This window comes from Pseudomonas sp. NBRC 111132 (assembly GCF_001320565.1).
GTDB classification, from domain to species: domain Bacteria; phylum Pseudomonadota; class Gammaproteobacteria; order Pseudomonadales; family Pseudomonadaceae; genus Aquipseudomonas; species Aquipseudomonas putida_P.
The window spans coordinates 174470-197846 of record NZ_BCBI01000002.1 but is presented as its reverse complement, the minus strand read 5'-3'; the positions used below and the strand labels follow the sequence as shown (position 1 = coordinate 197846).

19 protein-coding genes are annotated in these 23377 nt (G+C 63.3%); 14 read left to right on the top strand and 5 right to left on the bottom strand.

Going from position 1 to position 23377, the window contains the following annotated elements; genetic code table 11:
• From APH35_RS02050 to APH35_RS02035, 4 genes are all read left to right on the top strand, one after another.
• Positions 1-666, top strand: a 666-nt coding sequence (locus tag APH35_RS02050; protein ID WP_060514127.1) for a helix-turn-helix transcriptional regulator, incomplete at its 5' end; no start/stop codon positions are given.
• Positions 663-1580: a pyridoxal-phosphate dependent enzyme gene (locus APH35_RS02045; protein ID WP_060514123.1), complete on the top strand. Its 918-nt coding sequence runs from the start codon at positions 663-665 to the stop codon at positions 1578-1580. The genes APH35_RS02050 and APH35_RS02045, both read left to right, overlap by 4 nt.
• A gap of 185 nt (positions 1581-1765) precedes the next feature.
• The gene (locus APH35_RS02040; RefSeq protein ID WP_060493713.1) at positions 1766-2863 is read left to right on the top strand and encodes a carboxynorspermidine decarboxylase; all 1098 of its coding nucleotides are present in this window, start codon (positions 1766-1768) and stop codon (positions 2861-2863) included.
• Positions 2864-2896: 33 nt separating this feature from the next.
• Positions 2897-4141: a saccharopine dehydrogenase family protein gene (locus tag APH35_RS02035; protein ID WP_016394970.1), complete on the top strand. Its 1245-nt coding sequence runs from the start codon at positions 2897-2899 to the stop codon at positions 4139-4141.
• A gap of 57 nt (positions 4142-4198) precedes the next feature.
• On the opposite strand, the gene APH35_RS02030 is transcribed toward APH35_RS02035, so the two are convergent.
• On the bottom strand, positions 4199-5245 hold the full coding sequence (locus APH35_RS02030) for a class I SAM-dependent methyltransferase (RefSeq protein WP_012272476.1): 1047 nt from the start codon (positions 5243-5245) through the stop codon (positions 4199-4201).
• Between the two features lie 244 nt (positions 5246-5489).
• Here APH35_RS02030 and APH35_RS02025 point away from each other — a divergent pair, with 244 nt between their 5' ends.
• From APH35_RS02025 to APH35_RS02005, 5 genes are read left to right on the top strand one after another with little or no spacing between them, the layout of a single operon-like run.
• Positions 5490-6827, top strand: coding sequence for a UDP-glucose dehydrogenase family protein (locus tag APH35_RS02025; RefSeq protein ID WP_060514122.1), 1338 nt, complete (start codon positions 5490-5492; stop codon positions 6825-6827).
• Positions 6815-7789 (top strand): NAD-dependent epimerase/dehydratase family protein, encoded by a 975-nt coding sequence (locus APH35_RS02020; protein WP_012272478.1) that lies wholly within the window; start codon positions 6815-6817, stop codon positions 7787-7789. Before APH35_RS02025 ends, APH35_RS02020 begins: the two co-directional genes overlap by 13 nt.
• Before the next feature lie 34 nt (positions 7790-7823).
• Positions 7824-8567, top strand: a complete 744-nt coding sequence (locus APH35_RS02015) for a glycosyltransferase family 2 protein (RefSeq protein ID WP_012272479.1) — start codon at positions 7824-7826, stop codon at positions 8565-8567.
• The gene (locus APH35_RS02010) at positions 8564-8836 is read left to right on the top strand and encodes a lipid-A-disaccharide synthase N-terminal domain-containing protein (protein WP_012272480.1); all 273 of its coding nucleotides are present in this window, start codon (positions 8564-8566) and stop codon (positions 8834-8836) included. The genes APH35_RS02015 and APH35_RS02010 overlap by 4 nt, the downstream gene beginning before the upstream one ends.
• Positions 8837-8840: 4 nt before the next feature.
• Positions 8841-10367, top strand: coding sequence for an ArnT family glycosyltransferase (locus APH35_RS02005; protein ID WP_060514121.1), 1527 nt, complete (start codon positions 8841-8843; stop codon positions 10365-10367).
• Here APH35_RS02005 and mqo read toward each other — a convergent pair.
• Complete coding sequence (mqo, locus tag APH35_RS02000; protein ID WP_060514120.1) at positions 10348-11913, bottom strand: malate dehydrogenase (quinone); 1566 nt, start codon at positions 11911-11913, stop codon at positions 10348-10350. The two genes, APH35_RS02005 and mqo, sit on opposite strands and share 20 nt — an antisense overlap.
• A gap of 145 nt (positions 11914-12058) precedes the next feature.
• Here mqo and APH35_RS01995 point away from each other — a divergent pair, with 145 nt between their 5' ends.
• Positions 12059-13279 carry a putative DNA modification/repair radical SAM protein gene (locus APH35_RS01995; RefSeq protein WP_012272483.1) on the top strand — a complete coding sequence of 407 codons (1221 nt, stop codon included), beginning with the start codon at positions 12059-12061 and terminating at the stop codon, positions 13277-13279.
• The gene (locus APH35_RS01990; RefSeq protein ID WP_060514119.1) at positions 13270-14118 is read left to right on the top strand and encodes a TIGR03915 family putative DNA repair protein; all 849 of its coding nucleotides are present in this window, start codon (positions 13270-13272) and stop codon (positions 14116-14118) included. Before APH35_RS01995 ends, APH35_RS01990 begins: the two co-directional genes overlap by 10 nt.
• Before the next feature lie 136 nt (positions 14119-14254).
• On the opposite strand, the gene APH35_RS01985 is transcribed toward APH35_RS01990, so the two are convergent.
• From APH35_RS01985 to APH35_RS01975, 3 genes are all read right to left on the bottom strand, one after another.
• Positions 14255-15226 carry a biotin-dependent carboxyltransferase family protein gene (locus APH35_RS01985; RefSeq protein ID WP_060493706.1) on the bottom strand — a complete coding sequence of 324 codons (972 nt, stop codon included), beginning with the start codon at positions 15224-15226 and terminating at the stop codon, positions 14255-14257.
• Complete coding sequence (locus APH35_RS01980) at positions 15223-16110, bottom strand: 5-oxoprolinase subunit B family protein (protein ID WP_060514118.1); 888 nt, start codon at positions 16108-16110, stop codon at positions 15223-15225. The genes APH35_RS01985 and APH35_RS01980 overlap by 4 nt, the downstream gene beginning before the upstream one ends.
• Before the next feature lie 92 nt (positions 16111-16202).
• Positions 16203-16961, bottom strand: a complete 759-nt coding sequence (locus tag APH35_RS01975) for a 5-oxoprolinase subunit PxpA (protein ID WP_012272493.1) — start codon at positions 16959-16961, stop codon at positions 16203-16205.
• A gap of 120 nt (positions 16962-17081) precedes the next feature.
• Here APH35_RS01975 and APH35_RS01970 point away from each other — a divergent pair, with 120 nt between their 5' ends.
• From APH35_RS01970 to APH35_RS01960, 3 genes are all read left to right on the top strand, one after another.
• Positions 17082-17999 carry a LysR family transcriptional regulator gene (locus APH35_RS01970; RefSeq protein ID WP_012272494.1) on the top strand — a complete coding sequence of 306 codons (918 nt, stop codon included), beginning with the start codon at positions 17082-17084 and terminating at the stop codon, positions 17997-17999.
• Between the two features lie 87 nt (positions 18000-18086).
• Positions 18087-20153 (top strand): maltose alpha-D-glucosyltransferase, encoded by a 2067-nt coding sequence (gene treS, locus APH35_RS01965; RefSeq protein ID WP_012272495.1) that lies wholly within the window; start codon positions 18087-18089, stop codon positions 20151-20153.
• Between the two features lie 89 nt (positions 20154-20242).
• Complete coding sequence (locus tag APH35_RS01960) at positions 20243-23227, top strand: autotransporter outer membrane beta-barrel domain-containing protein (RefSeq protein WP_060514117.1); 2985 nt, start codon at positions 20243-20245, stop codon at positions 23225-23227.
• The last annotated feature ends 150 nt before the right edge of the window (positions 23228-23377 follow it).

The window sequence follows — 23377 nt, the reverse complement described above, 5'->3', positions numbered from 1 at the left end:
CCCCCCGCTGAAGAACGCCACCTCACCCTCACCGTGCTCAAAGCCGCCATCCAGGCCTTGGGCAGCGTTGCCGCACGCAACATGGAAATCCTGCTGCACGACCTGGACCACCCGGAGCGTTCCGTGGTGGCGATCGTCAACGGCCATCTCTCCGGCCGTAGCGTCGGCAGCCCGATCCTCGCCGCCCCGGAGCAGGACCAAGGCTTCAAGGCGCTGATGCAGGCCTCGGCCGAGCAGCATGGCTGCGAGCCGGTGGTACTGCCCGACTACCCCACCACGCTCAAGGGCCGCACGCTGCGCAGCGCCACCGCAATCTTTCGCGACAGCAACGGCCACCCCTTCGCCAGCCTCTGCGTCAACACCGACGTCACCGGCTTGGACGCCGCCATGAGCTTTCTCCAGCAGTTCCAACCGCTGGGGGCCACGCCTGCCGTCAACGAACCCGCCGACATGGAACTGCTGATGAGCGAGATCATTCAGGCTGCCTTGCAACGCAGCGGCCAGGGCCGGATGAACAAACAGGCCAAGGTCGAAGCCGTACAGGTCATGCAGGAGCGCGGCCTGTTCATCGTCAAAGGCGGCGTGGAAAAGGCCGCCAGTGCCCTCGGCGTAACCCGCTACACCATTTACAACTACCTTGAACAACTGCGCGGAGCCAGCCAATGACCTTGCATATCCACACACCCCTGATCGAATCCCGCTCGCTGTCGTTGGTCGCGGGCCGAAACATCTGGCTCAAGCTCGATGCTCTGCAACCTTGCGGCTCGTTCAAGCTGCGTGGGGTGGGCCACGCCTGCGAAGTGCATCAAGCCCGTGGCGCTCGGCAGTTCATCTCTTCCTCGGGCGGCAACGCCGGCCTGGCGGTGGCCTATGCGGGCCGCAAGCTGGGTGTGCCGGTGACCGTGGTCGTCCCCGAGACCACTACCGAGCGGGCCAAGGAGTTGCTGCGCCTGGAAGACGCCAACGTGGTGGTGCATGGCAGTTCCTGGCAGGAGGCGAACGCACTGGCGCAGACCTTGGTAGGGCCGAATGATGCGTTTATCCACCCGTTTGACGACCCGCTGCTGTGGGCCGGGCATGCCAGCCTGATCGATGAAGTCGCCGAAGCCGGCGTGAAACCGGACGCCGTGGTGCTGTCGGTAGGCGGTGGCGGGTTGCTCAGCGGCGTGGTGGAGGGGCTGCAGCGCAATGGCTGGGGTGATGTACCGGTGCTGGCGGTGGAAACCAATGGCGCCGCGTCGCTGCACGCGGCCCTTCAGGCGGGGCATTCGGTTGAGCTGGAGCGCATCGCCTCGGTGGCGACCTCGCTGGGGGCAAAGCGGGTCGCCGATCAGGCGCTAGCCTGCGCACAGCAACACCCGGTACACAGCCACCTGGTCACCGATCGTGCGGCATTGGAGGCCTGTGAGCGATTCCTGCTGGACCATCGCCTGCTGGTGGAACCCGCCTGTGGCGCAGCATTGGCATTAGCGTATGCGCCGGGCGCCCTGGCGCAATACCAGAATGTGCTGGTGGTGGTGTGTGGCGGCGCTACGGCAACGCTTGAGCAAATTCAGGCGTGGTTGCGGCAGGCAGATTGAAGCTGCCACCTGTCGGTGGTGATTACGATAGTCATATGCACCTGATCTACTAGGCCCGCCGCAACCGAAATTGCCCTCGCAATGGCGTCAACCCTGACGAAATGCGTATCCCACCCTTTCGGTCTGCGGCAAGTGAAGGCACAATGCGTGTCCTTTTTTTGGCCGGCCTGGCCGGGGGCCTTTAAATGATCAAGACGCCGTATTACCTCATCGATAAAACCAAGCTGCTCAGCAACATGGAGAAGATCGCCTACGTGCGTGAACACTCCGGTGCCAAGGCGCTGCTCGCCCTCAAGTGCTTCGCCACCTGGTCGGTGTTCGACCTGATGCAGCAGTACATGGACGGCACCACCTCGTCCTCCCTCTTCGAGCTCAAGCTCGGCCGCCAGAAGTTCGCCGGCGAAACCCACGCCTACAGCGTGGCCTGGGCCGACGACGAGGTCGAGGAGATGCTCGAGAACTGCGACAAGATCATCTTCAACTCGATCGGCCAGCTGCAGCGCTTTGCCGAACAGTCCGAAGGTAAAGTGCGTGGTCTGCGCGTCAACCCGCAGGTCAGCAGCTCCGACTACCTGCTGGCCGACCCGGCCCGCCCGTTCAGCCGTCTGGGCGAATGGGACCCGGCCAAGATCGAACAGGTGATCGAACAGATCTCCGGCTTCATGTTCCACAACAACTGCGAGAACGGTGACTTCGGCCTGTTCGACAAGATGCTCACGCACATCGAAGAGCGTTTCGGCCACCTGCTGCACAAGGTCGAGTGGGTCAGCCTCGGTGGCGGCATTCACTTCACCGGTGAAGACTATGCGGTAGACGCCTTCTGCGCGCGCCTCAAGGCCTTCTCGCAAACCTACGGTGTGCAGGTGTACCTGGAGCCCGGCGAAGCCGCCATCACCAACAGCGCCTCGCTGGAAGTGACCGTGCTCGACACCCTGTACAACGGCAAGCACCTGGCCGTGGTCGACAGTTCGATCGAAGCGCACCTGCTCGACCTGCTGATTTACCGCCTCAACGCCAAGATGGCCCCCAACGACGGCGAGCACACCTATATGGTCTGCGGCAAGTCGTGCCTGGCCGGTGACATCTTCGGCGAGTACCAATTCGATCGTCCGTTGGCCATTGGCGATCGCCTGTCGTTCATCGACACGGCGGGGTACACCATGGTCAAGAAAAACTGGTTCAACGGTCTGAAAATGCCTTCCATCGTGGTCAAGCAACTCGACGGCAGCGTCGAAGTCGTCCGCGAGTTCGGTTTTGAAGACTACGTTTCCAGCCTGTCGTAAGACCGGCTTTCCAAGTAAGGAGCAAAGGGTAAATTGAAGAAGAACGTTCTTATCATTGGTGCAGGAGGTGTCGCCAAGGTGGTGGCCCACAAGTGCGCACAGCATAACGACGAACTGGGTCGTATCGCTATCGCGTCACGGAACATCTCCAAATGCCAGGCCATCATCGACAGCGTCAAGGCCAAGGGTAGCCTCAAGGTACCCGCCGACATCCAGGCCTTCTCGCTCAACGCCCTCGATGTCGAGGCGACCAAGGCACTGATCCGCGAAACCGAATCGCAGATCGTGATCAACGTGGGTTCCGCCTTCCTCAACATGTCGGTGCTGCGTGCCTGCATCGATACCGGTGTCGCCTATCTGGACACCGCCATCCACGAAGAGCCGGGCAAAATTTGCGAGACCCCGCCGTGGTACGGCAACTACGAGTGGAAACACCTCGAAGAGTGCCAACAAAAGAACATTACCGCCATTCTCGGCGTCGGTTTCGACCCGGGTGTGGTGAACAGCTACGCAAAACTTGCGCAGCAGCAGTATTTCGACAGCATTGATTCGATCGACATCCTCGACGTCAATGCCGGTTCGCATGGCAAGTACTTTGCCACCAACTTCGACCCGGAAATCAACTTCCGCGAGTTCACCGGGCAAGTGTGGAGCTGGCAGAACAGCCAGTGGACCAGCAACACCATGTTCGAGGTCAAGCGTACCGACGACCTGCCAGTAGTAGGCTCGCAAAACCTGTACCTGACCGGCCACGATGAAGTTCACTCGATTTCGAAGAACCTCAACGTGCCGAACGTGCGTTTCTGGATGAGCTTCGGCGAGCACTACATCAACGTGTTCACCGTGCTGAAAAACCTGGGCCTGCTCAGCGAGCAACCGGTGAAAACCGCCGAAGGCCTGGAAGTGGTACCGCTGAAAGTGGTCAAGGCCGTACTGCCAGACCCAGCCTCGCTGGCCCCTGGCTACACCGGCAAGACCTGCATCGGTGACCTGGTAAAAGGCACCAAGGATGGCCAGCCGCGCGAAGTGTTCATCTACAACGTGGCCGACCACGAAGAAGCCTACGCCGAGACCGACAGCCAGGGCATTTCCTACACCGCCGGTGTACCGCCAGTGGCTGCCGCCCTGCTGGTTGCCCGTGGTGAATGGGATGCCAAGCGCATGGTCAACGTCGAAGAGCTGCCAGCAGAGCCGTTCCTCAAGGCGCTGGATGTGATGGGCTTGCCGACCCGCGTCAAAGATGAAAAAGGCGATCGTCCTTGGGACGCTGAAGCCTAAGCCGTAAACAGAAGGGGCGCCAACAGGGCGCCCCTTCTGCTTTTGCAGGCCAGGCCCCTACTTGCGGGCCTCCAGAATCAGGTTGAACGGCGTCTGCGTCGCCCGCCGGAACCGGCTGAACCCCGCCTCCTCGAACACTGCCCGCAAACGCGCCTCGCCGGCCTGCGCGCCCAACCCCAGCCCCACTTCCTGCGACAACGAGTTTGGCGTGCAGATGAACGTCGACGCCGCATAGAACAACCGCCCGACCGGCGTCAGGTTGCCGTCCAGCGAGTCCTCGGCATAAGGCTCTACCAACATCACCGTGCCGTCAGGTTTCAAAGCACGATAGGCATGCTTGGCTGCCCCCACCGGGTCACCCATGTCGTGCAGGCAGTCGAAGAAGCAAACCAGGTCGTGGTCATGCCCTGGGTAGTCCTTGGCGCTGGCCTGCTGGAAACTCACCCGCTCCACCAAGCCCGCCTCACGTGCACGCTGGTTGGCGGTGACGATCGAAGGCCCGTGATAGTCGTACCCCACGAAGGTCGACGCCGGAAACGCCTGCGCCATGACCAGCGTCGAGGCACCATGGCCGCACCCCACGTCTGCCACCTTGGCGCCCGCTTGCAGCTTGGCCACCACACCCTCCAGCGCCGGCAGCCAATTGGCCACCAGAAAGGTGCGGTACCCCGGCCGGAAGAACCGCTCGGTGCCGCTGAACATGCACGGATGGTGGTCGCCCCAGGCCAGACCGCCATCGCCGCGCATGGCGGCTACCAGCTTGTCCTTGTCATGGAACAGCGCCGCCACCACGGCTGCACCCCCGGCCATGTAAGCCGGGGAATCCTCCAGCGCCAGGGCCATGGCCTGCTCTTCAGGCAGTACGAAGCGGCCCTTGTCATGCACCACATAGCCCGATGCCGCCTGTGCATTCAACCATTCGCGCACCAACCGCGGATGACAGCCGGTCTTTTCCGCCAGTTGCTCGGGGGTAACCGCCTGGCTGTCGGCCATGGCCCGGTACAGCCCCAGCTCATCGCCGAGGATGACATTGGCCAGTGTCGCCGCTGCGCCCATGTCGTTCACCAGCTTGCCCATGAAATCGTGAAGCCTTGCCTCGTCCATGACCTGCCCTCCTCTGCAAGAAGGCCATCGCCAGCGAGGGACATCCGCTCCTGGGAGGCGGTGGTCGGTTCAAGGGTTACGGATCGCGTTGAAACACATGACCGCGAGCCGTCTGTAAGTTTAGATGGTCTCCCCAGGTGAAGTGGCATTGCGGCCGCGCAGCCCACGGAATCATCCGCTGGGTAACAATTCCTAAACAACAATGTGACATTTTTTTTCAGCTTTCTTATCAAGGAGCTGTTAGATGAAAGTCACGGTTTTCGGTACTGGCTATGTCGGCCTCACCCAGGCAGTGTGCCTGGCCCAGGTGGGCCATTCGGTGTTGTGCATGGATGTCGATGCCGAACGAGTTGCCAACCTCAGTGCAGGCCATTGCCCGATCTTCGAGCCCGGCCTTGCGCCGCTGCTGGAGAAAAACCTGGCTTGCGGTCGCCTGCGTTTCACCACGGATGCCAGGGCAGCAGTTCACTACGCCAGGCTGCAGTTCATCGCAGTCGGCACTCCGCCACAAGCCGATGGCAGCGCCGACCTGAAGCACGTTTTTGCCGTGGTCGACAGCATCCTCGAACATGCCGACGGCGCCAAGGTGATCGTCAACAAATCCACCGCGCCAGTCGGCACGGTGCACCGCATCAAATCGCGTATAGCCCAGGCCGTCGCCGACACCAGTCATTTCCAGGTCATCAGCAACCCGGAATTTCTCAAGGAAGGCTCGGCCGTGGATGATTGCATGCGTCCGGACCGCATCATCATCGGCGGCGCCGAACCGGCCGAAGTGGAATTGCTGCGCGAGCTGTACCTGCCGTTCAGCCGCAACCGCGAAAAGCTTATGACCATGGATGCGCGCAGCGCCGAGCTGACCAAGTATGCGGCCAACTGCATGCTGGCGACCAAGATCTCCTTCATCAACGAAATCGCCAACCTGGCCGAGTACCTGGGGGCAGATATCGAGATGGTGCGCCGTGGCATCGGCTCCGACCCGCGCATTGGCTATGACTTCATCTACGCCGGTTGCGGCTTTGGCGGCTCGTGCTTCCCCAAGGACTTGCAAGCCCTGCGCCGCAGCGCCGAGGCTGAAGGCTTCGAGCCGCAGTTGCTGCGTGCGGTGGAGTCGGTCAACGAACATCAAAAGGGCCGGTTGTTCAGCAAGATCCAGCGGCATTATCCCGGTGGCCTGCGGGGCAAGGTATTTGCCTTGTGGGGGTTGTCGTTCAAGCCCAACACCAACGACATACGCGAGGCCTCCAGCCGGGTCCTGCTGGAGGCCCTGTGGGCCGCTGGCGCGCGGGTACAGGCCCATGACCCGCAGGCGATGGAAGAAATCCTGCGGCATTACGGCCCGCGCGCCGACCTGCAACTGGTGCCCTGCAAGGACGATGCACTGGAGGGTGCCGATGCGCTGGTAATCATCACCGAGTGGCAGGACTACCGCGTGCTCAACCTGGAAAAAGTGCCGCAACAATTGGCCGACCGAGTGGTATTCGACGGGCGCAACCTGTTCGAGCCCGAGCACATGGCCACCGCCGGCCTCACCTATTACGGTATTGGTCGCGGCCAGGTGCAGCCAGCATGCCCGTACTGATTACCGGCGTGGCCGGCTTCATCGGCTTCCATGTCGCTCGCCGCCTGTGCGAGGCAGGCATCGATGTGGTCGGCATCGACAACCTCAATGCCTACTACAGCGTCGAGCTGAAACTGGCGCGCCTGCAACGGCTGTTCGGCTTCGCCAATTTCCGCTTCCAAACCCTCGATATCGCCAACAGCGCCGACCTGCAACAGCTGTTCGCCAGGCAGGCGTTCAGTGAAGTGATCCACCTGGCGGCCCAGGCCGGGGTGCGCTATTCGCTGGACAACCCTGGCGCCTACGGGCAGGCCAACCTGGTCGGTTTCCTCAACATCCTCGAAGCCTGCCGCCAGCAGCCACCACGCCACCTGATCTACGCCTCCAGCAGCTCGGTGTACGGCGCCAATGCCAAGCTGCCGTTCAGCATCGATGACCCGGTCGAGCAGCCGGTTTCGCTGTACGCCGCCAGCAAGCGTGCCAATGAACTGATGGCGCACAGCTACGCGCACCTGTATCGGATACCAACCACCGGCCTGCGCTTTTTCACCGTCTACGGCCCCTGGGGCCGGCCCGACATGGCGCTGTTCAAGTTCACCCGCGCCATGCTCGAAGGACGGCCGATCGAGGTTTACAACAACGGCCTGATGGGCCGCGACTTCACCTACATCGACGACATCGTCGAAAGCATCGTGCGCCTGCGCCTGAAACCACCCCGGCCGACCGAGGGGCAGCCGCCCTGCCAGCTGTTCAACATCGGCCGTGGGCAGCCGGTAAGGCTGCTGCAATTCGTCGAATGCCTGGAAGCCGCCTTGGGCATCAAGGCCCAGCGCGACTACCTGCCGCTACAAGCGGGCGACGTGCTGGAGACCTGGGCCGATGTCGGCTCACTGGCACGCTGGATCGACTACTCCCCAGGCACGTCGCTGGAGCACGGCGTCAACGCTTTCGTTGGCTGGTACCGGGATTTCTACCGGGTTTGATCCACGTAATAACAACATGATCACGGGTAGCCTCATGACAGATCCACTTGACCTCTCGGTACTGATCCCCGCCAAGAACGAGGTCGACAACCTGCCTTCACTGCTGATGGAGATACGCGCTGCACTCACCGCCGAACGCTACGAGGTGCTGGTGGTCGACGACGGCAGCAGCGACCGCACCTTGAGCGTATTGCAGCAACTGAAAAGCCAGGGCTACACGCAATTGCGCATCCTGCGTCACGAACGCTCGCAGGGCCAGAGCACCTCTCTGTGGCATGCCGCCCAGGCGGCCCGCGGCCACTGGTTGGCGACCCTGGATGGCGACGGCCAGAACGACCCGGCGGACATCCCCGGCATGCTGGCCCTGGTGCGTGCCAACCAGGGCCTGGCCGGCGGCGTCAAGCTGGTGGCCGGGCACCGGGTCAACCGGCGTGACAGCGCCAGCAAACGCTGGGCCTCGCGCTTCGCCAATGGCCTGCGCAGCCGCCTGCTCAAGGACGCCACGCCCGACACCGGCTGCGGGCTGAAGCTGATCGAGCGTGCAGCCTTCTTGCGCCTGCCCTACTTCGACCACATGCACCGCTACATTCCGGCACTGATCCTGCGCCACAACGGCCGCATGCTGGTGCACCCGGTCAATCACCGGCCACGCCACGCGGGTGTCTCCAAATACGGCAACCTGGACCGCGCCCTGGTCGGCATCCTCGACCTGATCGGGGTGTGGTGGCTGATCCGCCGAACCCGCCTGGACAGCCACCCGCAGGAGCTTGAAGGATGACCCGCGAAACCCTGTGGCTGATCGTCGGGTTTGCCGGCCAGGCCGTTTTCACCGGGCGTTTCGTGCTGCAGTGGCTGTACAGCGAGTTCAAGCGCCGCAGCGTGATCCCGGTGGGTTTCTGGTACCTGAGCATGCTCGGCAGCGCACTACTGCTGACCTACGCCATCTACCGCCAGGACCCGGTATTCATCATCGGCCAAAGCTTCGGCTTTCTGGTTTACCTGCGCAACCTGCAGCTGATTGCCCGCCATCAGGAACAGAAGGAATAGGCCTTTGCCAAAGTTCAAGACGCTTGCGGCCGAACGCCTGGCCCTGATCGCCCTCGCCGTGTTGTTGGTGGGCGCCGGTATCGGCTGGCGCCAGCCAATGAATGTCGATGAAGAACGCTTTCTCGGCGTGGCCCTGGAAATGCTGCAGAGCGGCACCTGGTTCATCCCGCACCGGGCCGCAGAGATTTACGGCGACAAGCCACCGTTGTTCATGTGGACCGTGGCACTGTTCAGCTACCTGACCGGCTCACCCAAGGTTGCCCTCTATCTGCCAGGGCTGCTGTCGGCGGCGACCATCACCTGGGTGCTGCATGACCTCGGGCGGCGCCTGTGGAACCGGCGCATCGGCGTAATCGCAGCTTTGCTGTTCCTGGCCACCTACCAGAGCTACAGCATCCTGCGCACCGGGCAGATCGACAGTTTTCTGTGCCTGTGGGTGGCGCTCGGCTTCTACGGCATGCTGCGCCACCTGCTGCTGGGGCCCGCCTGGGGCTGGTTCTACCTGGCCTGCGCGGCGATGGGCCTGGGCATCATCAGTAAGGGTGTGGGTTTTGTCCCGGCGCTGATGCTGCTGCCTTACGCCTGGGCAGTACGCCAGCGCTGGCACGGCGTGGTCGCGATGCCGGGCCAGGGATGGCGCTGGAGCCTGGGGCTGCTGTGGTTGTTGGCTGGTTGTGCGGTGTGGCTGCTGCCACTGTTGGTGTCGATCGCCCAGGGCGGTGGCGCGGCAGAGCTGGCCTACCTGAAAGAAATCCTGTTGCGCCAGACCGCCAGCCGCTACGCCAATGCCTGGGACCATCGCGAGCCGTTCTGGTACTTCTTCGTCAAGGTCATCCCCAAGTACTGGCTGCCCCTGATACTGGCCCTGCCCTGGCTGATACCGGCCTGGCGCCGGCAACTGCAAAAACGCGATGGCCGCTTCCTGCTGTTACTCGGCTGGGTGGCGTTGGTGCTGCTGTTTTTCAGCCTCAGCAGCGGCAAGCGCAAGCTCTACATCTTCCCGGCCCTGCCTGGCCTGGTACTGGCCATGGCGCCGCTGGTGCCTTGGCTGCTCAAGCGCTGGTGGCAGCGCCGGCCGGGTTGGCGCAGGGCCTTCACTACCGTAGCCCTGACATGGTTCGCCCTGTGGTTCGCCCGAGGCTTCGTCGAGCCGATCAAGGAAGGCCGCAACCCGCATGACACGCTGATGAGCGACGCCGCTCAAGCCACCGACGGTGCTGAACTGGTGCTGGTCAACTGGCGCGAGGGCCATTGGCTGTTTGCCCGGCAACCCATCGTGCATTTCGGCTTCACGGGCCAACCCAAAGCCGATGCGGCGGCCTACTGGCTGCGCCAGCACCCCTCTGCCTTCGCACTGGTTCCGGCCACCGAGCTGGGCGGCTGTTTCAACGCCGACAAGGCCCGCAAGCTGGGCGAGACCTCGCGGGCCGAGTGGTATGTGGTCGGTGCCGATGCCGACAACGGCCAGTGCCGCGCCACTGCCCCCGACCACGTCTACCACTTCACCTGGGCTAAGGCGCAGGAGGGCTAAGCTGCAGCACCTCGTTGGTATACGCCCACTCCTTTTGCACCTGGTCCGGGTGGTCGTTCAGGCGAATGCCATAGGACGGGATGATTTGCTTGATTTTCGCCTGCCACTCGGGCGAGGCCACCTTGTCCTTGAACACCTTGTTCAGCACATCGAGCATGATGGGCGGTGCGGTCGAAGCACCAGGCGAGGCCCCCAGCAAGCCGGCGATGCTGCCGTCCTTGGACGTCACCACCTCGGTACCGAGCTTGAGCACGCCACCGAGAGCTTCGTCTTTCTTGATGATCTGCACCCGCTGGCCCGCCTGCCACAGCCGCCAATCCTCCTTCTTCGCCTCGGGGAAGTAGGTGCGCAGTGCTTCGAAGCGATCATTGTCGGACTGCAACACCTGGCCGATCAGGTACTGCACCAGGTCGAACTCGCGGACCCCTACCCGTACCATCGGCCAAGCGTTGTGCACGCTGGTACTGGCAAGCAGGTCGAGCAGCGAGCCTTGCTTGAGGAACTTGGTCGAGAATGTGGCGAACGGCCCGAACAGGATCATGCGCTTGCCATCGAGCACCCGGGTGTCCAGGTGTGGCACCGACATGGGCGGCGCACCGGTGGCGGCAATGCCGTAGGCCTTGGCCATGTGCCGCTGGGCGATGGCCGGGTTGTCGGTGACCAGGAACGAGCCGCCGACCGGGAAACCGGCATAGTCCTTGGCTTCGTCGATACCCGACTTCTGCAGCAGCGGTAACGCGGCACCGCCGGCACCAATGAACAGGAACTTGGCATCGGTGGCCGCCTTGCTGCCATCCTTGAGGTTCTTGTACTCGACGTGCCAGGAACCGTCACCGTTGCGGGTAATGTCCTGCACCTCGCTCGACAGCTTGAGGTCGAAGTTCGGTCGGGTCTGCAGATAACCCACGTACTGCCGGGTGATCTCGCCAAAGTTGACGTCGGTGCCAATCGGCGTCCAGGTCACCGCCAGCTTCTGGTTAGGGTCGCGGCCCTCCATCATCAGCGGTACCCACTTGCGAATCTGCTCATGGTCTTCGGAGTACTGCATGGGCTTGAACAGCGGGCTGGCCTGCAGGGCCTCGTAGCGCTTCTTCAAAAAGCGGATATTGTCATCGCCCCAGACAAAGCTCATGTGCGGGGTGGTGTTGATGAACGAATGCGGGTTCTTCAGCACCCCCTGCTTCACCTGCCAAGCAAGGAACTGCCGGGTGATCTGAAACGACTCGTTGATCTCCACCGCTTTGCTGATGTCGATCTTGCCGTCCTTTTCCGGGGTGTAGTTCAACTCAGCCAGGGCCGAATGGCCGGTACCCGCATTGTTCCAGCCGTTGGAGCTTTCTTCAGCCACTTTGTCCAGGCGCTCGACCATCTCCATCGACCAGCCTGGCTCCAATTCGTTGAGCCACACGGCCAAGGTAGAACTCATGATGCCGCCGCCCACCAGCAGCACATCGACCTTTCTGGTTTCCGCAGCCTGGGCATTGAGCATACCGATTGCCAAGGCCAGCCCGGCCAGCGCCAGTTTCGGCTTGATGGTGATCTTCATAACCTCTCCCGTGCCTCGTGCCTATCCATAAGTTCAGCCACAAGCTTAGCTGACGGATTTGCTCAGGTATGGCCGGCGCACAAGCACTTGCAATCCATCACATCTCAAAATACTGTATGAATATTCAGTATTGCGAGACAGTACCATGCAACTCATTGCCAAACTCGGCATCCTCGCCGACGCCGCCAAGTACGACGCTTCCTGCGCCAGCAGCGGTGCGCCCAAGCGTAACTCGCGCGGTGCCGACAGCCTGGGGGCCACCAATGGCATGGGCATCTGTCACAGCTACACCCCCGACGGCCGCTGCGTATCGCTGCTCAAGGTGTTGCTCACCAACTTCTGCCTGTACGACTGCCAGTACTGTGTCAACCGCCGCTCCAGCAACGTGCCACGCGCGCGCTTCAGCCCCGAGGAAGTGGTACGCCTGACCCTGGACTTCTACCGGCGCAACTGCATCAGCGGCTTGTTCCTCAGCTCTGGCATCATCCGCTCGGCGGACTACACCATGGAGCAGCTGATCCGCGTGGCCCGGCTGTTGCGCGAAGAACACAACTTCCGCGGCTACATTCATCTCAAGACAATTCCCGACGCCGACCCGCTGCTGATCGAACAGGCCGGGCGACTGGCCGACCGCCTCAGCGTCAACATCGAGCTGCCGACCGACGCCAGCCTCAAACGCCTGGCGCCGGAAAAACAGGCGCACACCATTCGCCAGGCCATGGGCGTGATTCACCAAGGCCAGCAAGCCGTGGCCAACGAGCCCAAGGCGCCACGCTTTACCCCGGCCGGGCAAAGCACCCAGGTCATCGTCGGCGCCGACAGCACCGACGACAGCACCTTGCTGCGCAACGCCGAATCGCTTTACCAGGGTTACGGCCTCAAGCGCGTGTACTACTCCGCCTTCAGCCCCATCCCCGACAGCCCAGGCAGCGTGCCCCTGGCCGCACCTCCGCTGCTGCGCGAACACCGCCTGTATCAGGCCGACTTCCTGCTGCGTGGCTATGGCTACAAGGCTGGCGAGCTGCTGGGCCAGAGCGGTAACCTGGCCCTGGACATCGACCCCAAGCTGGCCTGGGCGCTGGCCAACCGCGAGGTCTTCCCGCTGGATGTGAACCGCGCCGAGCCAGCGTTACTGGCACGCATCCCCGGCATCGGCCTGCGCAGTGTGCAACGCCTGGTCGCCCTGCGCCGGGAACGGCGTATCCGCTATGACGACCTGATCCAGCTGCGTTGCGTGCTGGACAAGGCTCGGCCGTTCATCGTCACCAGCGACTACCGCCCGGCCCAAGCCGAACTGCGCAGCGGCCTGCTAAGGGCGCGTTTGCGTGAGCCGCAAGCACCGGTGCAGATGGGGTTATGGGGGTGATCGCGCTCGACTGCGACGACCTGTTCGCGACTTGGCGCGATCAGGCCCGGGTGTTGTTGGGGCATGGCATCGACCCGTCCGAAGTCACCTGGTCGCAAGGCCCGATGGCGGACCTGCTGGCCATACCGACTGCCCCCCCGGAAGGCCCCGGCCCTTTTCGCGCCAAAGTCCCGGCAGCCTTGCTGAGCCAACTGGAACAGGCCTCCCGCTACCGTGGAGAGCAACGTTGGAACCTGCTGTACGAAGTGCTTTGGCGCGTCGCCCATGGCGACCGCACAGCCATGCTGGCGGGTGACAGGTTGGGCAGTGAGCTGCAACGGCGCATCAAGCAGGTGAGCCGCGAAGCACATCACCTGCATGCGTTCGTGCGCTTCGTGCCGTTGCCTGATGAACTGGTCGCGCATTTGCAGCTGGACCTGGTGGCCTATCACGAGCCGGCGCATGACATTCTGCAAAGTGCCAGCCCGCATTTCGCCGACCGCCTGGGGCGTTTGCGCTGGCTTATCGCTACACCACAGGATGGCATTCGCTTTGACGGTCAAGTGTTCGATTACCAGCGCCAGTGCCCCGAAGCCTGGCGCCAGTGGGCCCGCAACGGCGACGACCCAGGGGCTGAGCTCTGGCGCACCTACTACCGCCATACCTTCAACCCTGCCCGCCTCAACCCGGACGCCTTGCGCCTGCACATGCCGGGGCGGTTCTGGCGGCATTTGCCGGAAGGCATGCTTATACCGCAACTGGAAGGCTTGGCCCGCCAAGGCAAACAGCGGGACGGCCAGGCCATAGAGGTGGCAGCTCAATCCGGCAAGCAAATCAGCAAGCCAGCGCGGTCAGTGTAGGAGCTGCCTTGTGCCGCGATGGTCCGCAAAGCGGGCGCTGATTCCAGCAGCGAGGCTGATCTTTTAGGGGTGCGGCGCAGCCCTACCGCGACGCAAGGCCGCTGCCACAAAAAAGCACCGCGGCTTTGCCTCGACGTCAGGCGAAGAGCCTATCCAGGCAACCAAGCTTCTTCTTGTACGACCGCCGCGCCTCCAGCGCCTGCTCCAGGCTAACCGCCAGGAACCGCGCCTGCTGGTTAGGCTGCATCTGCCCGATCAAATCAAGGTCGGCACTGATCACGGTGCCGATCATGGCGTAACCGCCACCGGACACAGCATCGCGGTGCAGGATGATCGGTTCCAACCCCGCCGGCACCTGGATCGAGCCGATTGGGTAGCAGCTGTCGACGATGTTCGACGGGTCCGACCCAGCACCGAACGGCTGCTCCCGTGGCTGGAAGCTCAAGGCACTGCCGCCTTTGTAGCGATAGCCAATACGGTCCGCCTCGGAGCCGACTGTCCAGGCTTCGGTGAAAAAGCTTTGTGCCGCAGGTGCGGTCAGGCGGTGGAAGTACAGCCCAGGCACCACCCGCAACACCACCTCGCCACCCAGGGCCTGACGCAAGGCCATCGGCAGGCTTGCACCGGCACGGGTCTTGCCGCTGGGCACGCCGACCGGTAGCAGGTCGCCCGCCATCAACTTGCGCCCATGGAAGCCGCCCAAGGCCCCCAGCGCGTAGGTGGAACGGCTACCCAGTACTTCGGGCACGTCGATGCCGCCTGCCACTGCCAGGTAGGCCCGAGCACCTGCGGTAGGAAAACCGAAACGCAACACTTGCCCGGCGCGCACGGCAAACGCCGTATCCGGCCGCTGCTCGCGGCCATCGAGCAACGCGGGCATCTGCGCACCGCAAACGGCCACCAGTGCGTCCTGCTGAAACTCCAGCTCCGGCCCCACCAACGCACATTCCAGGCCCGCAGCGCCGGCCGGGTTGCCCACCAGGTGGTTGGCCGCGCTCAAGGCGTATTGGTCGAGTGCGCCGGACGGTGGGATGCCCAGGTGGTAGTAACCTTCGCGGCCCAGGTCCTGCACGGAAGTCGCGAGGCCGGGTTTGAGCACCTTGATCATACCAGCACCTCCTGCAACGATTTGGGGTAACCGACCGGGTCGGCGAGGAAGGCATCCAGAGAAAACGCCACCGGGCGAATGCGCAGGTCGAAGCGGCCTTCCTCCACATCCGCCACCGCCTGGTCGTAGGCCCGGCGGTCAATGGGCTTGAACTGCACGATGTCGCCCGGGCGGAAGAACACCATGTGGTCCTTCAGGTAGTTCAAGGTTTGCTGCGGGTCGTAGATCGGTGCTGGGGTAACACCGAACATCTGGTAGCCGCCTGCCCCGCGCACCGAGTAGATACAGCCAAAGCAGCCACCATGGCCCAAGGTGAGCTTCGGCGTGTCGGTACGCGGACGCAAATACTTGGGCACCTGCAACTGCCGCTCGCGCTCGACCATCTGGAACATGAACGGCAGGCCGGCGACGAAACCGACCATCGACACGAACCACGGCGCGCCGCTGTGCGCGGCGATGAAGGCCTCGACATCGACCAGGCCGTTGATGCGTGCGGCGTACTCCAGGTCGGTGCTGGCCGGGTCCTGGTGGCGGTCGCGAAATCGCATCAGCGTTTCATGGGTCCAGGGGTCGTTGTACAACACCGGGATCTCGATGATCCGCGTCTCCAACGAACGCTCCGCCACCGCCTGCGCTTCGGCGCCGCGCACGGCCTCAAGCAACGCCTCGGGGGCGATGCGGTCCGGGTCGAAGCGAATCTGGAACGACGCGTTGGCCAGGCACACATCCAGCACGCCATCCAGGGCCAGCCGCTCCACCGCGCGGGTGACGGCCATACCCTTGAAAAAGGCCTCCAGTGACATGCTTTCGCTGACTTCGGCAAACAGGTGCTCGTCGGCGCCGAAGCTGTAGCGGATCGGGGTTGTAGCAAGCGGTTCGGCCATGACTGTTCCTTTTCTTGGAATCTTTATAGAAAGGCAGGCAAAAACAAAATGCACGGGCTGCGGCTTGTCTGTTTGCCGGATGCCCAACGGTTTCAGCGTGGCGCACGCACCACGATGCCGGCCGTATCCAGCGCCTTGCGCGTGGCCTCGACCAGGTCGAGCGCACCTGGGGTGTCACTGTGCAGGCAGATGGAATCGAATTCGATGGCCAGGTCCTGGCCTTCGACGGTGCGTACCACGCCTTGTTGGCAAGCGCGCAAGACGCGCTCGGCGACAGCCTTGGGCTCATACCCCCGCACATTGCGGGTGAACACGATCGACCCGCTCAGGTCGTACTCGCGGTCTGCGTAAAACTCGCGAACCACCGGCTGTCCCAGTTCCTGGGCAATACGGCAGATCACCGAACCCGGCATGCAGTACAGCATCAGCTCGGGCTCGATCACTCGCAGGTTTTCCACCAGCAAGCGCGCTGCCTCCTGGTCACGCGCCAAGTGCATGTACAGCGCCCCGTGCGGCTTGATGTGCTGCAGGCGCACGCCTTGGGCGCGGGCAATTTCACGCAGCGCGCCCAGTTGATAGAGCATGTCGTCGACCAACTCCTGCGCCGGAGCATTGATGTGCCGGCGACCGAAACCGACCAGGTCACGAAAGCCTGGGTGCGCCCCCACCGCAACACCCAGGGCCTTGGCGCGCTCGACTGTGCGGCGCATCGTGCCAGGGTCACCGGCATGGAAGCCGGTGGCGATGTTGGCGCTACTGATGTAGCCCATCAGCTCGTTATCGACGCCATCACCGATCGTCCAGGGGCCAAAGCCCTCACCCATGTCCGAATTGAAATCCACTGCTTGCATGACGGCATCTCCTGGCACTTGTGACTGCATGCATGCCACGTTAGATTCTCTGTACCCCCTTGGGAAGATCTATAAACAGATAGGGTGTCTTCTGAAAAACAGATACACCGGGAGCCTACCGTGTCACTGACCCTGCGCCAGGTCCGCTACTTCGTCGCCACCGCCGAAATCGGCCAGATTTCCCAAGCGGCGATTCACTTGAACATCTCCCAGTCGGCTGTGACCACGGCCATCAAGGAGCTTGAAGCGATGCTCGGCGTGCTGTTGTTCCAGCGCTCGGCCCAAGGCATGAGCCTGACCGAGGCCGGCCGGCACTTTCTGAACCGCGCCTACGTCATCCTGCGCAGTGTCGACGACGCGCTGAACAGCCCGCTACCGGACGTGCGCGCCAGCGGCCTGTTGCGCCTGGCGGCCAGTTACACAGTGATCGGCTACTTCCTGCCGCACCACCTGCAACGCCTGGAACACTGGCACCCGGACGTAACCCTGGAGCTGTACGAGCAGGAGCGCAGCGCTATCGAGCAAGGCCTGCTGGAGGGGCGTTTCGACATGGCGGTGGTACTCACCGCCAACCTCACCCACCCCGACATCGTCTCGGAAACCCTGTTCAACTCCGAACGCCGGCTGTGGCTGCCCGGGCATCACCCGTTGTGCGAACGCTCGGCAGTGAGCCTGGCCGATGTGGCCTGTGAGCCGTTCATTCTGCTGACTGTCGATGAGGCCGAGCAAAGTGCCATGCGCTACTGGGAACAGGCCGGGCAACGGCCCAGTGTACGGGTACGCACCAGCTCGGTGGAGGCCGTGCGCAGCATGGTCGCCAACGGCAGCGGCGTGGCGATCCTGTCGGACCTGGTGCACCGGCCTTGGTCGCTTGAGGGCAAGCGTATCGAGACGGTCACCATCAGTGACCCGGTCACACCAATGAGCGTGGGCCTGGCCTGGCACCGGGAGCGCGCGTTCAGCCCGGCGATGCAGGCCGTGCGCAACTACTTCCACGATGCGTTTCTGGCGCCGCAACAATTGTCGGCTCGGCGCTGATGAAGGCAAAACCGATCGCAAGCCGAACGATCAGCCGCCACAACCGTCCTAAGCTGAGCCGGTGCCGACACGCAAAGAGGACACGCAATGACCCAGCCCGACCCGTCATACGTCAAATGGCTCGAAGACCGCGCCATGCTCAAGGCCTCTCAGGCGCGCGCCAGCCTGTATTCAGGCCAGTCACGCCTGTGGCAACAACCCTATGCCGAGGCCCAGCCCCGGCGCGCCACCGAAATCGCCTCGGTGTGGCTGACCGTCTACCCTGACGCCATCATCGCCCCCGAGGGTTGCTCGGTGCTGGGTGCCCTGGCCCACGAAGCGCTGTGGAAGCGCCTGTCGGAAATCGGCGTACAGGGCCTGCACACCGGCCCGATCAAGCGCTCCGGGGGTATCCGCGGCCGCGAACTCACCCCCAGCGTGGATGGCAACTTCGACCGCATCAGTTTCGACATCGACCCGCTGTACGGCAGCGAGCAGGAGTTGATCCAGATGAGCCGCATGGCCGCCGCGCACAATGCCGTGACCATTGACGACCTGATCCCCTCGCACACCGGCAAGGGGGCCGACTTCCGCCTCGCCGAGCTTGCCCACGGCCCCTACCCTGGGCTGTACCACATGGTCGAGGTGCGCGAAGAAGACTGGCCGCTACTGCCCGAGGTGCCCGTCGGCCGCGACGCGGTCAACCTGCTGCCAGCTCAGTGCGACGAGCTCAAGGCCCGCCACTACATCGTCGGCCAGTTGCAACGGGTCATTTTCTTCGAGCCGGGCGTCAAGGAAACCGACTGGAGCGCCACGCCGCCGGTCACAGGCGTCGACGGCAAGACCCGGCGCTGGGTGTACCTGCACTACTTCAAGGAAGGCCAACCGTCGCTGAACTGGCTGGACCCGACCTTCGCCGCCCAGCAGATGATCATTGGCGACGCGCTGCACGCCCTGGATTGCCTGGGTGCGCGTGGCTTGCGCCTGGACGCCAACGGCTTTCTCGGCGTGGAAACGCGCGCCAGCGGCACCGCCTGGTCGGAAAGCCATCCGCTGTCGATCGTCGGCAATCAGTTGATCGGCGGCATGATCCGCAAGGCCGGTGGTTTCAGCTTCCAGGAGCTCAACCTGACCCTTGATGACATTGCGCAGATGTCCAAGGGCGGTGCCGACCTGTCCTACGATTTCATTACCCGGCCGGCCTATCAGCATGCGCTGTTGACCGGCGACACCGCGTTCCTGCGCCTGATGCTCAAAGAAATGCATGCCTTCGGCATCGACCCGGCCTCGCTGATCCATGCCCTGCAGAACCACGACGAGCTGACGGTGGAACTGGTGCACTTCTGGACCCTGCATGCCCACGACATGTACCTGTACAAAGGCCAGACCCTGCCTGGCAGCATCCTGCGCGAACACATCCGCGAAGAGATCTACGAACGGCTGTCGGGCGAACATGCGCCCTACAACCTGCGTTTCGTCACCAATGGCATCGCCTGCACCACCGCCAGCCTGATCGCTGCCGCACTGGGCATTCGCGACCTCGAGCAGATTGGCACGGCTGACATCGAACTGATCCAGAAGGTGCACCTGCTGCTGGTCATGTACAACGCCATGCAGCCCGGGGTGGTCGCATTGTCTGGCTGGGACTTGGTCGGCGCCCTGCCCTTGCCCGCCGAAGCCGTGGCCGAGCGCATGCTCGATGGCGATACCCGCTGGATTCACCGGGGCGGCTATGACCTTGCCGGGCTTGACCCGCAAGCCGAGGCGTCAGTGCGTGGCATGCCGCGTGCACGGGCACTGTACGGCAGCCTCGACAGCCAGCTGGAAGCGGTTGATTCGTTTGCCTGCAAAGTGAAGAAACTGCTAGCGGTACGCCAGGCCTATGGCATTGCCACCAGCCGTCAGGTGCTGGTACCCGAGGTCATCAGCCCGGGGCTGCTGGTGATGGTGCATGAGCTGCCAGCCGGGCGCGGCATCCAGATCAGTGCGTTGAACTTTGGCCATGAAACGATTGCCGAGGAGCTGCTGTTGGACGGGTTCACGCCTGGGCCGGTGGTGGACATGATCAACGAAACGGTCGAAGGCGACTTGAGCGAAGATGGGCGGTTGATGGTGAACCTGGACCCGTACGAGGCGCTGTGCCTGCGCATCGTCAACAGTAGCGGACATGTGTAATTGGCGATGAAAACAGCCACCCGATCAATCAAATCGTAATATCGAATGGCCATATTGGGCGCCCCTGAACACTCACCCATGGTCGCCCAATGCATTTCACGCCCAACCGCCTGGCCCTGTGCATCGCCCTGGCCTGTGCTGCCTCCGCCCCCAGCGCCTTTGCCAAGGATTACCTGATCGACCGCGCCAGCACCGACACCCTGGAGCTGAAAAAGTCCGACACCTTGATAGTGACGGCCAGTGGCAGCATCGTGGCCAGTGACGACGACGGCGTGATTTTGCCCAAGCACACCAGTGGTGCAACGGTGAGCGTCGATAACGCCGGCATCATCCGCTCAACCGATGGCCGTGGCATTGACAGCAAGGGCGACGGCGAAGACCTCAGCCACTTCGTCATCACCAACCACGCCGGGGGGCTGATCCAAGGCAGCAACGACGGCTTGCGCTTGCAGACCAACCCTGCCGCCGGCGGTAGCCTGAGCATCATCAACGCGGGCACCATCGCGTCCACCGTCGACGGCCAGGCCATCGACCTCGAAACGCTGAACAATCCAGCGTTCACCACCACCCTGGAGAACCAGGCCACAGGCGTGATCCACGCCGTAGGCAACGACGCGATCAAGACCGGCTCCAACGCCACGATCACCAACTACGGGCTGATCTACACCGACACCGCGCCACAGGACAAGAACGGCCTGGACCAGAAGTGGGACGGCATCAAGATCGGCACTTCTACCGGGGTCACCGTGTACAACCACGGCACCATCAGCGCCGACCGCCACGGCGTCGACCTGAAGACCGATGCCACGCTGTACAACTACGAGGGCGCCAGCGTTACCGGGCGCAACGGTTCGGGTTTCGGCTCCGACGGCAGCGGCACGGTGTACAACTGGGGCACCATCACCGGTGCCATCGCCGACGGCAAGATCAATGGCGACGGCGATGGCGTCGATATCGACAACATCGGCCATGTATACAACGCCGGCACCATCCAGGGTTTGGGCGCCAAGGGCGTCGACAGTGGTGGCCGGCCAAATGGCAGCGAAGGCATTGCCATGGGCGGTGGCAGCATCGTCAATACCACCAGTGGGGTCATTCGCAGTGTCGACAACGGCATCCTGGTCGATGACGGCGCCGAAGGTGCCGGTGTGGCCGCGACCACTATCAGCAACGCCGGACGCATCGAGGGCGAAGGCGGCTTTGGCATCAAGCTGATCGGCGAGTACGACGACAGCGTGATCAACAGCGGGACTATCAGCGGTGGCAACGGCCTTGCGCTGAGCATGGGTGCCGGCAACGACAGCCTCACCGTGCTGACTGGTGGCACGTTCAACGGCCTGGTCGATGGCGGTGCTGGCATCGACAGCCTGACCCTGAACGGCACTGGCAACTTCGGCAACAGCGCCAACTTCGAAACCTTGAAGGTCAGCGGCGGCAGTTGGACCCTGACCAGCCTCGAAGACTTCAGCCAAGGTGGCGTGGTGAACTCGGGCGCCACGCTGATCAATCAGGGCAGCATCCTCGGCTCGATGTTGATTGAAAAAGGCGCCACGTATGCCGGTGGCGGGTCGGTCGGCGGGCTGCAAGTGAACGGCACCCTGCTCACCAACACCGGCCTGGGCGTCGCCGCCGTTGCGGGGGACCTGGGCTTTGGCCAGGGTTCAAGCCTGGTGTATGGCGTCAACGCTGACGGCAGCAGTGCACCGATCCATGTCAGCGGTACTGCCAACCTCGATGGCGCCACGTTGCATGTGCAGCCAAGCGCCGGCGAATACCCGTGGCAGAGCCACTACACCGTGCTGACCGCCGGTGCCGTGAACGGCACCTTCACCCAAGTCAGCAGCGACTATGCCTTCCTCACCCCTACCCTGCGCTACAACAACACCTCGGTAGGTCTGGACTACACCCGCAACGACGTAGCCTTCGAGCACTATGCACCGTCCGCCAACGCGGCTGTCGCCGCGCGCAGCCTGGCCAGCCTCGGGCAGAACAGCAACCTGTACAACGCCGTGCTCGGTACCACCGCAGCCGGTGCCGGCAATGCCATCGAGCAGCTGTCCGGCAGCAATACCGCCAACCTCGCGGCCGCCACCCTGGCTGGCGCGTCGCAGGTCGGCAGCAGCATGCTCGGCGCGATGCAGGCAATGGGCAGCGCTGGCGGCCTGCTGGTTGGCCTGAACGACAGCGACGGCCCGGCGCTGGCCGCCACCGGCGTGCCGCGTGAAGCGCGCAACCTCAACGACCCGACTGCCCAGGGGCGCGTCTGGGCACAGGCGCTGGGCAGCTACGGCAAGGTCGATGGCAGCCATGGCGCCAGCACACTGGAGCAGCGTACCGGCGGTGGTGTGCTGGGCGTCGACTGGGCGTTGGCTGGTGACTGGCGCGTGGGCCTGCTGGGTGGCTACTCGCACACCCGCCTGGACGCCACTGGCCTGGATGGCACGGTGCGCAGCTGGCACGCTGGCGTCTACGCCCAGCATCAGAGCGGCCCACTGGCCGTGCGCCTGGGTGCGGCGTACAGCAGCCACGACGGCGACAGCAAGCGCGACGTGGCGTTTGCCGGTTTCAAAGAGCGCCTCAAGGGTGACTACGACGCCGACAGTCAGCAGGCCTTCATCGAGCTGGGTTACGCCATGGGCAGCGGTCGCCTGAGCGCCGAGCCGTTCGCCAACCTCGGCTACCAGCGCTACCACCGCGACAATTACCGGGAACAAGGCGGCGATGCTGCGCTGGCCGTGGACGCCGATACCCAGGACAACGTCAGCAGCACCTTCGGTGTGCGCCTGGCGCACCTGGGGCAGCTGGACAACGGCATGAGCCTGACGCCACGGGCGACCCTGGGCTGGCGGCACACTTACGGCAGCATCGATACCCGCACGCGGCAGGCGTTTATCGCAGGGGGTGATGCGTTCAGTGTCGAAGGCAGTGCGATCGACCGCGACAGCTTGCTGGTCGAGGCCGGGCTGGACCTGGGGCTGAGTGCGCGGCAAAGCGTAGGCATCGGGTATAGCGGTGAACTGTGCAGCAACAGCCGTAACCATGCGGTGGTTGGGCAGTGGCAGTTGAAATTCTGATTTCAGAGTACGGTCACTGCGTACGGCAGTGGCCTTGCCCACTATTCGTACAGTCAACATTGCGCTTGAGAATTTCTGGTTTTGGTTTGTCTGCACAGTGTCCGTGACCTAATGTGATGGCAGTCGCCAGGCCATCTACCCCCTCAAAAG

What these genes read in the sequence shown, in the direction of transcription:
- APH35_RS01960 (WP_060514117.1), top strand. Translation starts at nt 20,243, where the DNA reads ATGCATTTCACGCCCAACCGCCTGGCCCTGTGCATCGCCCTGGCCTGT.
- APH35_RS01985 (WP_060493706.1), bottom strand. Translation starts at nt 15,226, where the DNA reads ATGATCAAGGTGCTCAAACCCGGCCTCGCGACTTCCGTGCAGGACCTG.
- APH35_RS02045 (WP_060514123.1), top strand. Translation starts at nt 663, where the DNA reads ATGACCTTGCATATCCACACACCCCTGATCGAATCCCGCTCGCTGTCG.
- APH35_RS02030 (WP_012272476.1), bottom strand. Translation starts at nt 5,245, where the DNA reads ATGGACGAGGCAAGGCTTCACGATTTCATGGGCAAGCTGGTGAACGAC.
- APH35_RS01990 (WP_060514119.1), top strand. Translation starts at nt 13,270, where the DNA reads ATGGGGGTGATCGCGCTCGACTGCGACGACCTGTTCGCGACTTGGCGC.
- APH35_RS01995 (WP_012272483.1), top strand. Translation starts at nt 12,059, where the DNA reads ATGCAACTCATTGCCAAACTCGGCATCCTCGCCGACGCCGCCAAGTAC.
- treS (WP_012272495.1), top strand. Translation starts at nt 18,087, where the DNA reads ATGACCCAGCCCGACCCGTCATACGTCAAATGGCTCGAAGACCGCGCC.
- APH35_RS02025 (WP_060514122.1), top strand. Translation starts at nt 5,490, where the DNA reads ATGAAAGTCACGGTTTTCGGTACTGGCTATGTCGGCCTCACCCAGGCA.
- mqo (WP_060514120.1), bottom strand. Translation starts at nt 11,913, where the DNA reads ATGAAGATCACCATCAAGCCGAAACTGGCGCTGGCCGGGCTGGCCTTG.
- APH35_RS02015 (WP_012272479.1), top strand. Translation starts at nt 7,824, where the DNA reads ATGACAGATCCACTTGACCTCTCGGTACTGATCCCCGCCAAGAACGAG.
- APH35_RS02020 (WP_012272478.1), top strand. Translation starts at nt 6,815, where the DNA reads ATGCCCGTACTGATTACCGGCGTGGCCGGCTTCATCGGCTTCCATGTC.
- APH35_RS01975 (WP_012272493.1), bottom strand. Translation starts at nt 16,961, where the DNA reads ATGCAAGCAGTGGATTTCAATTCGGACATGGGTGAGGGCTTTGGCCCC.
- APH35_RS01980 (WP_060514118.1), bottom strand. Translation starts at nt 16,110, where the DNA reads ATGGCCGAACCGCTTGCTACAACCCCGATCCGCTACAGCTTCGGCGCC.
- APH35_RS02040 (WP_060493713.1), top strand. Translation starts at nt 1,766, where the DNA reads ATGATCAAGACGCCGTATTACCTCATCGATAAAACCAAGCTGCTCAGC.
- APH35_RS02010 (WP_012272480.1), top strand. Translation starts at nt 8,564, where the DNA reads ATGACCCGCGAAACCCTGTGGCTGATCGTCGGGTTTGCCGGCCAGGCC.